This is a genomic window from Plesiocystis pacifica SIR-1 (assembly GCF_000170895.1).
In the GTDB taxonomy this organism is placed as follows: domain Bacteria; phylum Myxococcota_A; class Polyangia; order Nannocystales; family Nannocystaceae; genus Plesiocystis; species Plesiocystis pacifica.
This window is the reverse complement of sequence record NZ_ABCS01000040.1, coordinates 1-14,571: the sequence shown is the minus strand read 5'-3', so window position 1 is coordinate 14,571 and position 14,571 is coordinate 1. Positions and strand designations below refer to the sequence as shown.

Annotated in this window: 7 protein-coding genes; 2 read left to right on the top strand and 5 right to left on the bottom strand. The window is 64.2% G+C overall.

The window, feature by feature from the left end; genetic code table 11:
• Positions 1-10 precede the first annotated feature (10 nt).
• The 5 genes from PPSIR1_RS20410 to PPSIR1_RS20395 are packed head-to-tail and all read right to left on the bottom strand — an operon-like array spanning position 11 to position 9,869.
• Positions 11-2,089 (bottom strand): hypothetical protein, encoded by a 2,079-nt coding sequence (locus PPSIR1_RS20410; protein WP_006973035.1) that lies wholly within the window; start codon positions 2,087-2,089, stop codon positions 11-13.
• Complete coding sequence (locus PPSIR1_RS43300; RefSeq protein WP_006973034.1) at positions 2,086-5,370, bottom strand: type I restriction endonuclease subunit R; 3,285 nt, start codon at positions 5,368-5,370, stop codon at positions 2,086-2,088. The genes PPSIR1_RS20410 and PPSIR1_RS43300 overlap by 4 nt, the downstream gene beginning before the upstream one ends.
• On the bottom strand, positions 5,367-6,578 hold the full coding sequence (locus PPSIR1_RS46350; RefSeq protein WP_006973033.1) for a restriction endonuclease subunit S: 1,212 nt from the start codon (positions 6,576-6,578) through the stop codon (positions 5,367-5,369). Before PPSIR1_RS46350 ends, PPSIR1_RS43300 begins: the two co-directional genes overlap by 4 nt.
• Positions 6,571-8,097, bottom strand: a complete 1,527-nt coding sequence (locus PPSIR1_RS20400) for a type I restriction-modification system subunit M (protein WP_045116410.1) — start codon at positions 8,095-8,097, stop codon at positions 6,571-6,573. The genes PPSIR1_RS46350 and PPSIR1_RS20400 overlap by 8 nt, the downstream gene beginning before the upstream one ends.
• A complete protein-coding gene (locus PPSIR1_RS20395; protein ID WP_006973031.1) occupies positions 8,094-9,869 on the bottom strand; it encodes a type I restriction-modification system subunit M in 1,776 nt (591 codons plus the stop codon). Before PPSIR1_RS20395 ends, PPSIR1_RS20400 begins: the two co-directional genes overlap by 4 nt.
• Positions 9,870-10,010: 141 nt before the next feature.
• Between PPSIR1_RS20395 and PPSIR1_RS20390 the strand changes: the two genes are divergently transcribed.
• Together PPSIR1_RS20390 and PPSIR1_RS20385 are read left to right on the top strand one after the other, a co-directional pair.
• Positions 10,011-12,263, top strand: a complete 2,253-nt coding sequence (locus PPSIR1_RS20390; protein WP_006973030.1) for an McrB family protein — start codon at positions 10,011-10,013, stop codon at positions 12,261-12,263.
• A 47-nt stretch (positions 12,264-12,310) separates the two neighbouring features.
• Positions 12,311-14,464: a WD40 repeat domain-containing protein gene (locus PPSIR1_RS20385; RefSeq protein ID WP_157595755.1), complete on the top strand. Its 2,154-nt coding sequence runs from the start codon at positions 12,311-12,313 to the stop codon at positions 14,462-14,464.
• Positions 14,465-14,571: the final 107 nt, after the last annotated feature.

The following is a 14,571-nucleotide window of genomic DNA, read 5'->3' as shown; positions in this document are numbered from 1 at the left end:
GCGCAGGGCATCACTGCCCCCGCAAGTACTCAAGACACAGCATCTGCCATACACGGTCCTCACCCAGCGCGTGGTTCTTGAGAAACTGAGTGATCGCCCGCTTCGCGTTGCTCCGCCCGCGCTGCTCCGCGGGCCAGCCGTCTGGGCAGTGCGTCTCGGCCAGGCCCTCCAGCGTCCCCACGAATATTTGGCAGAAGAAGCCCGTGTCTGCGTGCCGGATATCGTCGAAGAGGCGTTGGAACAAGGGTCGTCCGACGGTTTGCGAGAGGCCAGCGCCCTGGATGGACACCGCCAACAACAGGATCTCTTTCAGCAGCGTGAAGTCTGCCAGCGCCGCGGTCCCGTGCCGCTGGCGTAGATCCGCGACCACCCCGGGGAGGTCCTCTGGATCGTCGAGGTCGAAGACCCTGAGACGGACGGTGTCGACCGCTCGGGTCTTGCGCTTCGGTGGCTTCGCCTCCCACGCTGCGAGGTCAGCGTCCTCGATCCCCACGTTGGCCAGGATCTCGCGCAGGCGCTCCGCATAGAGCTGCTGGACCCGCGCCTCGACCGAGGAGCCTTCGCCCTCGTCCGACATCTTCTGCATCGGGGCGAGGTCCACAGCAAGGCGTCCCGGCCGCACACGGGAGTAGAACGCGTCGCTGTCCGAGACCGCGCTGTCGCCAATGTAGCCGTAGTGGAGTCGGCTCTGCGCGAGTCGGACGAGCTCCTTGGGCGCAACGTTTGGGTCGACGGGGCGCACTTCGAGGCGCCCCTCGCCGAGCCCGAAGAACTCCTCGAAGCAGCCCATGATCTGCTCGCGTGTCTGTTGGGGGACTCGGTAGTTCTTCGACACTTCGGGCTGCACTTGACGATTGGTCGTGAGCGCGAGGTTGGCAGCTGTCCACACGCCCTGGTCCCGTCGGGTCGCCATCTGTTCGCGGGCCCCAACGTCACGCGGGTCCTCCGTTTGTTTGAGCCACTCCGGGAGCAGCACCTGATAGACCTGCAGGTAGTTTTGGTACTTTGGCGGGCCGCCGCCGTCGATGCTCGCGGCCGTCACCGAGGCCGGGACCGGACTGAGCGTGAAGTACTCGAAGACGTGGCCGTTGTGTAGGTTGATGGTGAGGGGCTCGCCCGCTTCCTCGCCCGCGCTGATCCGCGCACCCTGGCGGGGGTCGTGAAGGACCAGGTCGAAGTTCTCGATGTCCCCCTCGCTGGTGCCCTCGAAGGCCGAGTCCTTGCCTGCGACCTGTCGCGTCACCTTGCAAAACAGCAGCACGGGCTCCTTCGACTCCTCGAGGGCCTCCTTGCTGGTCCAGGCCATCAACAGCACCCGATCCTGGCGGAGCCGGAGGATCTGGCCCTCGTCTTCGACGTGGCAGGGCAAGTAGATGCTCGCGCCCGGGGTCAGGATGGCCTTCCACAGGTGGTCGTAGGTGGAGGTGCCGTCGGTCGAGCATGCGCCGATGACCACCGCGTACTCATCCAGCGGCAGGGGCTTTTCGCGCTCGCAGCGTGCCCGGTACCAATCCTCGAAGATCGGGAGGTTGTCGTCATGGACCGGCAGGCTCGCCCCGAGGTTGAAGCACTGGAGCAGATGCCGATTGATCTCGGACGGCAGGTCCGTCCCCGCACCGCTGAGCTGGGACAGCTCGAACTCGAACTCGAAGCGCATCGACGCCTCGGCCGAGCGTGGGGTGTCCGAGCCCAGCCCCCGCCCGCTCCAGTTGTGTGAGCCGAGGTAGATGACGGCGCGATTGTCGGGGCGGACGATGTAGACGATCTTGCTGTGCACCAGGGACAGGGCCGGGTCCCCCTGTGAGCCCAACACGACCGGATCGACGAAGTACTTGAGCCGGCCTTGCTCGGGCTCGAGCATGGTCTGGAGGCCTACGAGCGGTGTGAAGCCGCAGGCGCACGAGAGCGAGGCAAGGCCGAAGGAGCCGGGCTGCTTCAAGGCAGCAGCCAGGAGATCGGAGCCGATAGCCGCGAGGCCGCTCTCGGACACGTAGGCGATCACGAAGCGGAGCACCCGCGCGCCCTCGAGATCTTGGCGCAGGAGCCTGAGATATTCGTCCGCAGTCGGGATGGGGCTCAGGAGCTTCATTTGGGTTCCTTCTGAACCGCGTAGTAGGTTTCGACATACGCGACCGCTTGATTGTGGAGGTCCCGATCTGCGTGGCCGAGGTGGTCGAACATGACGCCCCGGATCAACTTCCTCATCGGACGTTTGCCACCGTCGGACTCGCTCCATCCTGGGAAGCGCTCTGCCTGAACCGCTTTGTCGATGTCTGCCACGAGCATCTCGACTATCTCCGCTTCGACCGTGCCAACCCCTTCGAACAGCTCGCTCAACTTGGCCCTGCCCTCGTCTTCGGGCCGCACGGGGGGAGGCACCGGCTCCCGCTCGCTCTCCTCGACGGCTGCGAAGGCCCCCTTGCCGAGGTTCCGCAGACGCGTCATACACTCGTGCGACTGGATCATGCCCTTTTCGTACTTCTTCTTGAGGTCCTGGAGCCTGGCGAGGAAGTCCGGGATTTTCGGCACGCCTTGGTTGGTCCTCAGGTAGTCCTCGAGCTTGGTGGCGAGCTCCTCGGCCGTCGCGTCGGGATCGCGTGTCCGCTGGATCACCGCAAACAGCTCGTCGTCGAGCACGATGTCCTCCAGCTCGAGCGCCCCAATGTTGAAGGACAGGTGCTCGTACAGCAGCTGCGTGGTCTGGGGCCCGAGCTCTTGCCAGATCTGCTGGCCACCGCCGCCGGACTGACGGACCGCCTTGTATCGCCGCGCAAGCCAGGAGTAGTCGTCGGCGTAGGCCGTCAGCATCGGATCGGGGGAGATCACCTCCCAGACCTTCGACAAGAAGCGGAAGTGCTCGCCAAAGGCGTCGCAGCGCTCGATCGAGCCGAGCTTGTTGAGCGCCGCGACATGGGAGCGCTGCTCACCTTGGGTCCGATCGACCCCCTCAAAAAAGGCCAGGCACTTCTCCATCGCCTCGGGGAGCTGCTGCTTGACTGCCTCGATGCTGGCGACCATGCGCCCGACGTCGACCTCGTCGAACTTCAGGGCCTCCGCGGTCTTCTCGAACAAGCCGAGGTAGTCGACGATCACCCCGGCCTGCTTGTTGTCGTTGTAGACCCGGTTGGTCCTGCAGATGGCCTGCAGCAAGGTGTGATCGCGCAGGGGCTTGTCGAGGTACATGGTCTGCAAGATCGGCGCGTCGAAACCCGTGAGCAGCTTGGCGGTGACCACGAGGATCTTGAGCGGATCCGAGGGCTTGCGATAGCGCTCGAGGAGCTTCTCCTCGGCGTCGCGGTCTCGCTTGTATGCGAGGTACTCGGACTCGCCCTTGCGCTCGTTGCCCACGGAGATCACCACGTCGCTCACCGCGGGCGACAGGTGCTTGTCGAGCTCGGCCTTGTAGAGCAGGCAGGCCTCGCGGTCGTAGGTCACGATCATCGCCGCGAGGCCCTGGGGGCGGACCTGGGACCTGAAGTGCTCGGCGATGTCGGCGACCACTCGCGCCACGCGGGCCGGCGCCTTGACGGCCACGCCAAAGCGGGTCGCCTGGCGGATGAGCTCGGCCTCATCGATGTCCGACAGGCCCCCGGTCATCTGGGAGAACTCCTCGCTGAGGGAGGCCTCGTCGACCTTCAGCTCGCTGGACCGGGGCACGAAGTGCAGCGGCAAGGTCGCGCCGTCGCGGATCGAGTCCTCGAAGCCGTAGCGGTGGAGGTAGCGGCCCTCGTCGGACTTGGCCCCGAAGGTGTTGAAGGTGTTGCGGTCGCGCTTGTTGATGGGCGTGCCCGTCAGGCCAAAGAAGGAGGCGTGGGGGAGCGCGGCCTGCATCTTGCGGCCGAGGTCGCCCTCCTGCGTGCGGTGGGCTTCGTCGACCAGCACGATGACGTTGTGCGCGTCGTTGAGGGGCACGGCCGAGGCGGGCTCGTCTTCGCTGTCCTCGCCCGTGTCCTCGGAGGCGACTGCCTGGGGCTCGGGCAGCACCAGCGCCTTGCCTGCGGCCGCCTCGAAGCGCTGGTGCAGGGCTGCGAAGCGGTCGCGGAGCGTTTGGCCCTCGTTGGGGTCGAGGCCTGCCAGGAGCTCGGCACAGTCGAGCAGGTAGGTCTCGGCCTCGTCGAGCTTGCCCTTGCCCAGGCGGGTCTTGGTCCACCGCAGGAGGCGGTTGGCCTCTTGCTTGGCGCTCTCGTCGCCGAAGCGGAAGATGGTCGTGATGATGACCTTCTTGGTGCCAGCGCGGAGCATGGACTTGAGCTCGGCACGGGTCTTGGCCTTGACTAGGTTCTCGACCTTGGCGCCGTGGAAGGTGTTGCCGATCTGGGTGTCGAGGTCCACGCGGTCGACGACGACGAGCACGGCTGGGTTGTCGAGGGCGGGGTGGAGGCGTAGTTTCTTGGCGGCGAAGACCATCAGGTAGGACTTGCCGGAGCCCTGGAAGTGCCAGATGAGGCCCTTTTTGGGGGCGTTCGGATCTGCGACGCGGTCGACGATGAGGTTGGTGGCCTGGTACTGCTGGCAGCGGCAGACGACCTTGATGAGCTGCTTTTTGTCGTTAACCGCGAACAGGGTGAAGTGCTCGAGGATGTCGAGCAGCGTCGCGGGCGCGAGCATGCCCATATTTGTCGCGGTGACGGTCGCGGCAGCCTCGGGGTCAGTGACATCGTCGAGGGCTCGCCAGGGGCCCCAGAGGTTCTCGGGCATGCCGATCGAGCCATAGCGGAGCTCGCGGCCGTCCGTGGCGACGTTGAGGACGTTGCAGACGAAGAGCTCGGGGACTTCGTCTTCGTACTGTTGGCGGATGGTGCTGGCGCGGTCGAGCCAGCTGATCGAGGGGCGCAGCGGGGGCTTGGCTTCGATGACGACGAGGGGGAAGCCGTTGACGAGCAGGACGAGGTCGGCGCACAGGGAGCCGCCCTCGCCCTGGGCGCGGTATTGGGTGGTGACGATGAAGTGGTTGGCTTCGATGTTCTCGAAGTCGAAGAGTCTGACGGCAGTGTGCTCGTGGTTGTCCCCGAAGGGCATGGTCTTGTCGTTGCGAAACCACTCGGTCATGGCCTCGTTGGCCTTGATCAGGCCGTCGCTGCGGGCGGAACGGAGGATGGCCCGTAGCTCGTAGAGGACCTCGTCGGCGCGCTCGGGGGCGGCGGCGATCTCGGGGTTGAGGCGGGTGAGGGCCTCGCGGACGTAGGGGGCGACGAGAATGTCGTGGGGGAGGCGGGGGAGATTGATGGGGGCGAGGTAGTGCCAGCCGAGGCCGCTGAGTTGGCGAGAGTGGCACGCCAGGCCGGGGCCGGCTGCGGTGTCGTGGGTGACGCCGCCCGTGAGGATGTCGCGGAGATAGGTTGCGACGGTGCTGGACTTTTTCGAGGTCATGCGTTAGCCCTTGCTAATAGGTCTTCGCGGACTGCGACGCAGACCTCGGTGGCTCGAACCGACCTAGATTCTGCTTGAGCGACGGATGCAAGCAGCTCAGCACAATCGTCAGAAAAACGGGGCCACAGTGGCCTCGGAGGGACGGGCACCATGAGACGCCGAACGTCAGCCACATTGATGTGTGGTGACGTGGAGCCACTCTTGTGCATCAAAATCTGCCTCTGAGCCCACGAGGAATTCAGGTATTCCATAAGCAGGTTGGCAGGGAAATTTGGCTTGGGCCGCAGATGCATCATGCGCTGCGAGATACACAGGGAAACGCCTTCGGGTACAAGCGCAGCCATCCCCATCCGTTCTCCCTCTCGCGAAAACAACACGTCGCCTGGCTTTGGTCGAAGCCTTGTTGTTTGGATGAGATACTCGCTCTCAGGGACACGTCGAGCCGTCTCCCAGCGCAGGAACCCTGGTTCGACATCTGCGGTGCGGATTGCAGGAAACCCTGCCTTCGAGTATTTCGGTGTGCGATGCAGACAGTCGACAAGCGCCTCGCAGAGCGCCTCAATCGGTTGATAGGCCCAGCCCCTGCGAATGCTCGGAGGTTCCTTTTCAAAGCATGGGCGTTGCGCCCCATATCCCAGTGTCTGGTCTACGAAGGAACGATGAGTGGTCTTGGCCACCTGGACCAAGTCTGCATATGAGGCTTGGAGTTCGGCGGAACGCTGCAGGATTCGTGAGATCTTGCCTTGCTCCTCCAGCGGTGGCAGCGCGAACTCGTACCATGCAAGGTCGGAGAAGTTTACGTAAGGGTTAACCGAGCCTTTCGACTCCCTCACTGAGTGCTCGTGGAAAGCCTCGGTCGTCATGATGAACGGCAATAGCTCGGGCAGCAAGATCCCTGGGCTCTTACTCTCGACGACGAAGGTCGTATTCGCACAGACACCATCGAACCCAGCAACTGCGACCTTTCGCAAATAGGTTCGTCGTGACCCATAGAGCACTTGACCAGGCCGGAACCGGATATGGAATGCAGGCCCAAGGTAGTCGTCGTTGATCTCGCCCCATCGACGTAACCGCAGGTCATTGGTGTCCATATGCTCGCCCGCGATGTAGCGGCTAAGGCCTGACTCTTTGGCTGGAACCTTGTCCTTGACCTGGCGAACAACGTCTCCGAACTTGACCCGCCGCCATCCCGACTTGAGTTCACCCACGGGCACCCTCCTCGCTCACAAGATCGTTCAGCGTATCCACGAGTACATCCATCTGCTGCCAAAAGGCACGGTCCTCCTGCTCCCACTCGGTCCAGACCTCAGACAGCGAGCGAGCGCCCGAGTCCTCCGCAGCCTTCTTCTTCTTCTTCTTCACTACCCGCTTGACATAGAGGGGGATAGATAGGTTGTGGCCTCGCGCCGCGACCTCGTCCAGTGTCGCCACCTTCGAGAACGACGATTCGTCGCCGAAAGCTTCATATGCGCCGAAGATGCGCTGCTGATGCTCGGGCCTGAGAAAGCTGACAGCCCGCTCGCGGGCGATCTCGTTCACCGCATCGATGAACAAGATTCGACCCTTCCGCGCCGCAGGCTTCTCACTCCGGCAAAAAACGACACACGCTTCCATCGGCGAGTTGAAGAACAGATTCGGCCCCAGCCCCAGCACACACTCCACGAGGTCAGCCTCGACCAGTTTCTGGCGTAGATCCTGTTCGGCCTTCCGAAACAACACCCCATGCGGAAACAGAATCGCACAGCGCCCAGTCTCCGGATCCATGCTCTTCAAAATATGCTGAAAAAACGCATAGTCCGCCCTCCCCTGCGGCGGCGTCCCCAAAAAGTTCCGCCCCCACGCATCCGCCCCCCACGCCTCCCGGTTCCACCGCTTGATCGAGTAGGGCGGATTCGCCAACACCACATCAAAGGTCCGCAGCCGGTCCCCCTCGACAAAGCGCGGACGAGCCAAGGTATCCCCCCGCTTAATCTCGAAGTCCTCGACCCCATGAAGCACCAGGTTCATGCGGGCGATGGACGCCGTCATGTGGTTGCGCTCCTGCCCATAGAGCCCGAGCGTGCGCTGATCGCCCCCCGTGCGCCTGACCTCGGCCAGCGCCGACAACAGCATCCCGCCGGTCCCACAAGTGGGGTCGTAGATGCTCTCACCGTCCTGCGGCTTCAGCATCTGCGCCATGAGGTGAACCAGGGTCCGATTGGTATAAAACTCCTGCGCCGTGCTCCCACCGTCGTCGGCAAACTTCCCCACCAAATACTCGTAGCCGTCCCCCAGCATGTCCTCTGGCACCCGCGCGATCGACAAGACTTGGCCAGAAAAGTGCTCCAACAAACTCTTGAGCGTGTGATCCGGAAGCCGGTTTTTGTTGGTCCACGGCGCGTCCCCAAAGATCCCCTCGAGCCGACCGGGGTTGGCGGCCTCGATCGCCCGCATCGCGTCCTGAATGGCCTTGCCCACGTTCTTGGCCGCCTTGCGCAGGTCGTTCCAGTGCGCGCCCTCGGGGATGACGAAGCGCTCATTGGCTTGAGCCAGGGCCAGCTCCTCGCTGTCATCGTAGTCGGCCAGCGCCTCGGCGTAGTCCTCGTCCCACACGTCGGACAGGCGCTTGTAGAACACCAGCGGGAAAATGAACTGCTTGTAGTCCCCCGCGTCCACGAGGCCCCGGAGGATCGTCGCTGCGCCCCACAGATAGGACTCGAGCTCGTCTTGGGTCAGCGTGTCGCTCATGCCAGCCACCCGCCCTCGTTCATCTCTCGCCGCAGGGCCTCCTCGGCCTCGCGGCACCGGGCCAGGGCCGCCTTGAAGTCCGCGACGGCTTCGGGCAGCGGCGGGATGTCCTTGCCGATCGGAGGCAGTACGTAGCGGCTGATGTTCAAAGTCCAGTCCTCTTCTTCGATCTCATCCAGGCTGACCACCCGAGCGCGGTCTTCGACATCCTCGAAGGCCCGCACCCAAGACAGCATCTGGGCGCCGTGCTCAGGCTCGAGGTGGTTTTGGGCCCGACCCTTGCGAAATAGCGAGGAGCCATCGACGACGAGCACCTTCTTTTTTCGCGCTGCGGGCTTGGTCATGCGCAGCACGAGGATGCAGGCGGCCAACCCCGTGCCATAAAAGAGGTTCGGGGCCAGGCCGATGACGACCTCGATGCGGTCGAGCTCGAGCAGCTTCTTGCGGATCTTGCCCTCGGCCCCGCCGCGAAACAGCGCGCCCTGGGGAAGCACGACCGCCATGCGCCCATGCCCGGGGGCCATCGACTTGACCATGTGCTGGACCCACGCAAAGTCGCCGGACTTATCCGTGGGCAGCCCGGCGAAGGCCCGCCCCCAGGGGTCGCTCTCCCAGACATCGCGCCCCCAGTTCTTCAGCGAAAAGGGCGGGTTGGCCAGCACGATGTCGAACTGCCGCAGGCTGTGGTCTTCGGCGGAGGCAAAGGCCGGACGGCGCAGCGTGTCCCCGCGCCGGATGTCGAACTCCTCCACGCCATGCAGCTGCAGGTTCATCCGGGCCACGGACGCCGTGGTCAGGTTCTTCTCCTGGCCAAAGAGCTTGCCAAAGAAGGTCCGCGGATCGCCGCCTGCGTCTTTGACGTGCTCGACCGCCGCGAGCAGCATGCCGCCCGTGCCGCAGGCGGGGTCGTAGATCGTCTCGCCCTCCTGGGGATCGAGGGTATCGACCATCAGGCGCACGACGCTCCGCGGGGTATAGAACTCGCCTGCCTTCTTGTTGGTCGAGTCGGCGAACTTCTTGATCAGGTACTCGTAGGCGTCGCCGATGACGTCGTTTTTGACGGCCTTGTTGCCCAGCGACAGCTTGGAGAAGTGCTCGATCAGGTCCTTGAGCAGGTCATCGGGCAGGCGCTCCTTGTTGGTCCACGACGCGTCACCAAACACGCCGAGGAGCTTGTCCTGGTTGGCCTGTTCGATCCCACGCATGGCGTCGCGGATGGCCTTGCCGACGTGCTTGGTAGCCCCGCGGACCACTCGCCAATGGCAACCATCGGGCACATCGAAGCGGAACTCGTCGGGGAACACCTGCCCGTCGTAGGCCTTCAGCATGTCCTCGCGCTCTTCGTCCCATGCGTCGCAGATGCGCTTGAAGAACAGAAGCGGCAGGATGTAGCTCTTCCAGTCCGTGCGGTCGACGGGGCTGCCGCGGAGGATGTTGGCGGCCTCCCACAGGTGGGACTCGAGCTTGGATAGATTGACCTGCTCGACTTGCTCGGCGCCCCCGCTCAGTCCAAGGGGGAGCTCGCCCTGGCGGGGGCGTGCGGTCTTCAACTGCGCTTTGGGCTTGGACTTGGGCTTCGTCTTGGCCTTGGACTTGGTCACCACCGGCGGATCATCCTCGCCAAGGATCCGCGCGATGAGCGTGGCTTTGGCGCGTGCCTTTCGATCGAGGCCATGAGTGTCACAGATGGCCTTCAGGTCCTTGAGGAGCAGTCTGTCCAAGACCTCGCGCAGCTTGGCCGAGCGCCGGCTCATCAACGCGTCCACGAGCACGTCGTGTCGGGCACGCTTGCTGACCTCAACGTCGAAAGCAGAGGCAAGCTCGAGCAGGCTCGCGCGGGTCAGGGTTTCGAGACATGAGCGTTTCGTGGGCCTGGGCACTCGGCGCGCATGTTACTAGATCGAAGCTCGACCATGGCCTACACCGACGACGACCTCCGTTCGCTCTGCAACACCGTCGAGGCCAAGCTCCCCGACTGGGTCTCGGGCTGGCGCCAGCGCGCTGCCACCTTGCTTCGGGAGGTCGCGCAGGCGCCGCTCGAGCTCCGACGAACGCGTGAGTTCCAGCGCAAGCTATGGGAGTCCGAGGCGATCACCAGCACCAGCATGGGTTCGGTCAAGGTCGACGTCGCCCTCGACGACGAGGTGTTCCGAGAGTGGCTCGCCACCGAAGCGATGGGCTCCCTCCCCGAGGGCAAGGTCACCAAGGCCGCGCAGATCAAGACCATCTTCGACCGCCTCGTAGCCCAGTTCGAGGGCCGCCGCACCCCGTGGCTGAAGATCCTCCGGCTGCTCTCCGCCCTGTTTCCGACCGAGTTCACGACCCTCGCCAGCCGTCGGATACTGCACGAGTTCGCGGGCTGGTTCCTCGCCGACCCTCCCAAAGGGGCACTCGCGGTCAACCGGGCGATCGTTGGCCGCCTCAACGACGTCCTCGGCCCCGTCGCCCACGACGACTACGACGCGCTCGCAGCCCGCATGAGCCTACCGTGGCTGATGCACCTGCACCGAAGCAAGGCCGAGACAGAAGAAGACGTCACCGAGGTCGTGGACGAGGCAGGCGAGGCGAAGCTCAAGCCTTTGCCGGCCGCCCGGCGCCGCAAAGGCTTGACCGCCTTCAAAGGCTACTTCCAGTCGATGCTCGCCATCCTCCAGGCCGTCGAGGAGGGTCTGACCCGCGAGGACTTCATTGACTTTCTGCGCACGGAGAACCCCAGCAAGAAGGACTCGAGCCACGGCACGACCATCAACGTGTTACGAGGCGAGTTTGGCGCAATCGAACGTGTCAATGGCATCTACAAGCTGACGCCATCTGGCCGCGCAGCGCTGGAGACAGGCGACCCCGACGAGCTCTCCAAGTGGTTGCTCACGCGCGTGCTCGGAGTCGACCTCGCCCTCGTCCACGTACGCGACCGCGGGCCGGTCGAGGATGGCGAGCTCAAGCGCGCGATCCAAAGAGCCAACCCGGGCTGGACAGCTCTGTTTGCCCCCCACTCGATCGTGTACTGGCTCCTCAACCTCGGTCTGTTCGAGCGCGACAACGGGCTGTGGGTCTTGACCGATCGTGGTCAGGCGTGGGCAAAGCAGATCCACTGGGAGCCGGCGATCCTCGAACCGATCGACGAGCCGGATGACGGAGGCGAGCCTGACGAGGACGACGGAGCTCTCACGACCGACGTCAGTGGTATTCAAAAGCCTCCCTTCGAGCAGCTCTACGCCGGGTTGACCTACAACTTCCCCAAGGCCCTCGTGGCCGAGCTCCACGCCGGCCTCTGGGCCCACCCACGCCGGCACTTTGCCGTGCTCACAGGTCTATCTGGCGCAGGTAAGACCCAACTCGCCCATCAGTACGGCCTCGCGCTTACCGGTGGCGGCGAGGCTGCGCGCACACGGGTCAAGATCATCGCCGTCCAGCCTGGTTGGTACGACCCTGGGCCGCTGCTCGGCTACATCAACCCGATTCAGCCCACGGCGTACGTCCGAACCCCGGTGCTCGAGTTCCTCCGTCAAGCCGTGAGCAAGCCTGAGGAGCCCCACGTGCTGATCCTCGACGAGATGAACCTCTCCCGCCCGGAGCAGTACCTCGCGCCGCTGCTGTCGGCGATGGAGACGGGGAATCGCATCGACCTCCACAGCGAGGGGGACATGCATGACGGTGTCGAGAAACGGATCCCCTACCCGAGCAACCTCGTAATCATCGGCACCGTCAACATGGACGAGACCACCCACGGGCTCTCGGACAAGGTCCTCGATCGCGCCTTCACCCTCGAGTTCTGGGACATCGACATCAACGACTACACCGGCTGGGACCGGAGCAAGCTCGGCAAGCAGGATACAGAGCGGCTGCGGACGGCGTTGACTGAGCTCATGCAGGCGCTGATGCCCGCGCGCCTGCACTTTGGCTGGCGCGTGGTCGATGACGTCGTCGACTTTCTCGCTCGCAACCAGGAGCACGGCGGCCAGCTGGAGTTCCACGCGGCCCTGGACGCGATCGTTTACGCCAAGATCGTGCCCAAGCTGCGCGGCGACGACTCGCCCCGCTTCCGCGCCGCCCTCGACGAGACCAAAAAGGTCGCCAAGCGTCACAAGCTCGACCGTTGCCTGAACAAGCTCGAGCAACTCGCGCATGACCTCACAACCACGGGGAGCGCGCGTTTTTGGCGCTGAACCTGCACGCGCGGCCTCGCCCCGATCTGGAGTTCGACCTCGTCGACATGCGCGAACCCATCGAGGGCTTCCGCGAGCTCGTCGAGGCTGAGCTGGCGATCGAGGGCGAGCACTGGCGCCTCGAGATCGATGACGAGCATGTCCTGGTCGAGCACGGCGCTGGGCGATCCTGCTGGCGCTGGAAACCGGGCTTCTACGCGGGCGAGGTCCGGGCGCGCCTCATCGACCTTCGCGGCGGGGCCGAGCACCTGTTGCGCTTGGACGTTTCGCCCAACCCAGACAAGCTCGGGCGCGATCGCTTCGCGGAGATCATCGCGGAGCTTCGCCAAGCCCAGCCGGAGTTCGTCCTCGGCAGCGAACCTGCAACGACTCGCACCGGGAGCCTCGGTCAGCTCGACGATCCGCTGCTCGCCTACGGGAAGTTGCGGACCTACGCGGACGACGGTGTCATGCCTGTCGGCTCTGGCTCGCCGACGACACGACGGATCTGGCGCGAACCCAGCGGAGAGGCGGTGCTCGCGGTGTTCCCCGTAGACAGCGAGCGTTTTGCCACTGCGACCCAAGGGGGGTGGCTATCGGTGTGGACCCTCGACGGGAGCTTGAGAGGACGCTTGCGTAACGCCCGGATCAGGGTGGGCTCCTCCGAGTTCAGCGAGGTCCGTATCACCTCCTTCAGCCCGATTCATGGGGGCTATCTATTCGGCGATGAAGCGGGGCGCTTGTGCCTGTGGCGACCGGATACACAGGACGAACCGGAGGTGCTCGCCGACGCCCGCTGGCTGGTCTTGAGCTTGGTCCCCCTGGACACCCGCCGGGTCTGGGGGGCCATGGACCGGGGCTTGCAGCGCTGGTCTCTGGACGGGGAACTTCAACTCGAGCAACGACACCGATCTAAGATCTGTGCTGCGGTCATCGATGAGGAGCGTGTCGCGTGGACTACCAGTAACTGCGACTTCGGTTCTGGAGGATCTAGCTGGTTATGGTCCATGGGCAACGCGGCCAGTACCGACGAGCCACGCGAGGACCAATCCCTGGGTCCTGAGCCCCTTGGGCAGATCAGTCGTTTTAGCAGTCTTGCCTTCATCGGCCCTGACATTCTCTCCCACGGAGAAATGGGGTCCAGCCTCGTTTGGGCTTCTCGACCAAGCTACGCCAAGCCGCGACTACTCGGCGGCGGGCTATTTCATCACAAGGTGACTGCCGTCGCTCCCTGGCGGGGTGCTTTCGTCCTGGGGACGAAAGAGCATGGCTGGGTTACGCGTGAGAGGAGCCAGTCCTCGAACTACGGCGTTCTTGAATCCGTGGCTGCTTCGTGGAGTTTTGGAGACTCAGCTCGCGTCCAAGTCGAGCTCGCGGTTGATCGAGTTGCAGTCTCGCCGAACGGGAAGTACCTCGCAGTCGCTCGACGTGGGGGGAAGCTCGAGTTCGTGCGAGCAGACGGCCCTCACAAAATCTCGAGTGTTCAAGTGGAGGGTGTCGAGCGCGTGCAGGATCTCGTCTTTCTCGACGAAGGGACTCTCATGGTCGCCCACGCCCAAGGGCTGGTTCGCGTCGAACTCGGGCCCCTACCAAGCTGTACACCAGAGAGGGAGATCGACGAAGACCTGACCTGCCTCGCCCTTGGCCAGGGCGGTGACTGTCTGTTCCTCGCGGGGACCCGCGGAGGGGAGCTGATCGTGTGGAGCGCGCTTGATCGGTACCGACGCGTGCCCGCCCACCCGCACTCGATCCTTGCAGTTCACCAGCGCCCTGACGGCAGCTTGTTGAGCATCGCCGAAGATGGCCTGCGAGAGTGGTCCAAGGAGTATGAACTCGTAGAGACGACCTTTGTCCTCGATGAGGGGGCCATCATGCGTGTCCGCCCAGGAGACGAGTGGCCGATTCATGTGGAAGCAACGGGGACCAAGCGGTGGTGGCAAACGGGAGCCTATGGACCGATGGACGCCGAGCTTGATCGTTGGGTCGGCGCGTTCGTAGCCGATGCTCGAAGTGGCGACAGCCCTGATCCGCCGCTGTTCAGGGTCCCTGTCCACGCGATGCCGAAGGGCGCCTATAGCTGGAGTGAGACGGGTGAACGGGGTGTGACACCCAAGGTCCTGCGCCTGCGGTGGCCTGAAAACTCTCGACTGAGGGAGGCTCTCCAGCAGGGCCTTCTGTATCCCGTGGAGCCCCAGCAACTCGGCCCGCTGAACTCGGAGTAGGGATGATCCTCCACCCGCAAACGGGGCACGATCATCATCCACTTTTTCGTCGATCGGGCCCGATCTAACCCTCTCCTGCCCACTTGATCTGCGAGAAAGTAGAAGGG

Coding starts and splice junctions, on each gene's coding strand:
- PPSIR1_RS20385 (WP_157595755.1), top strand. CDS start 12,311: ATGCGCGAACCCATCGAGGGCTTCCGCGAGCTCGTCGAGGCTGAGCTG.
- PPSIR1_RS20390 (WP_006973030.1), top strand. CDS start 10,011: ATGGCCTACACCGACGACGACCTCCGTTCGCTCTGCAACACCGTCGAG.
- PPSIR1_RS20400 (WP_045116410.1), bottom strand. CDS start 8,097: ATGAGCGACACGCTGACCCAAGACGAGCTCGAGTCCTATCTGTGGGGC.
- PPSIR1_RS20410 (WP_006973035.1), bottom strand. CDS start 2,089: ATGAAGCTCCTGAGCCCCATCCCGACTGCGGACGAATATCTCAGGCTC.
- PPSIR1_RS43300 (WP_006973034.1), bottom strand. CDS start 5,370: ATGACCTCGAAAAAGTCCAGCACCGTCGCAACCTATCTCCGCGACATC.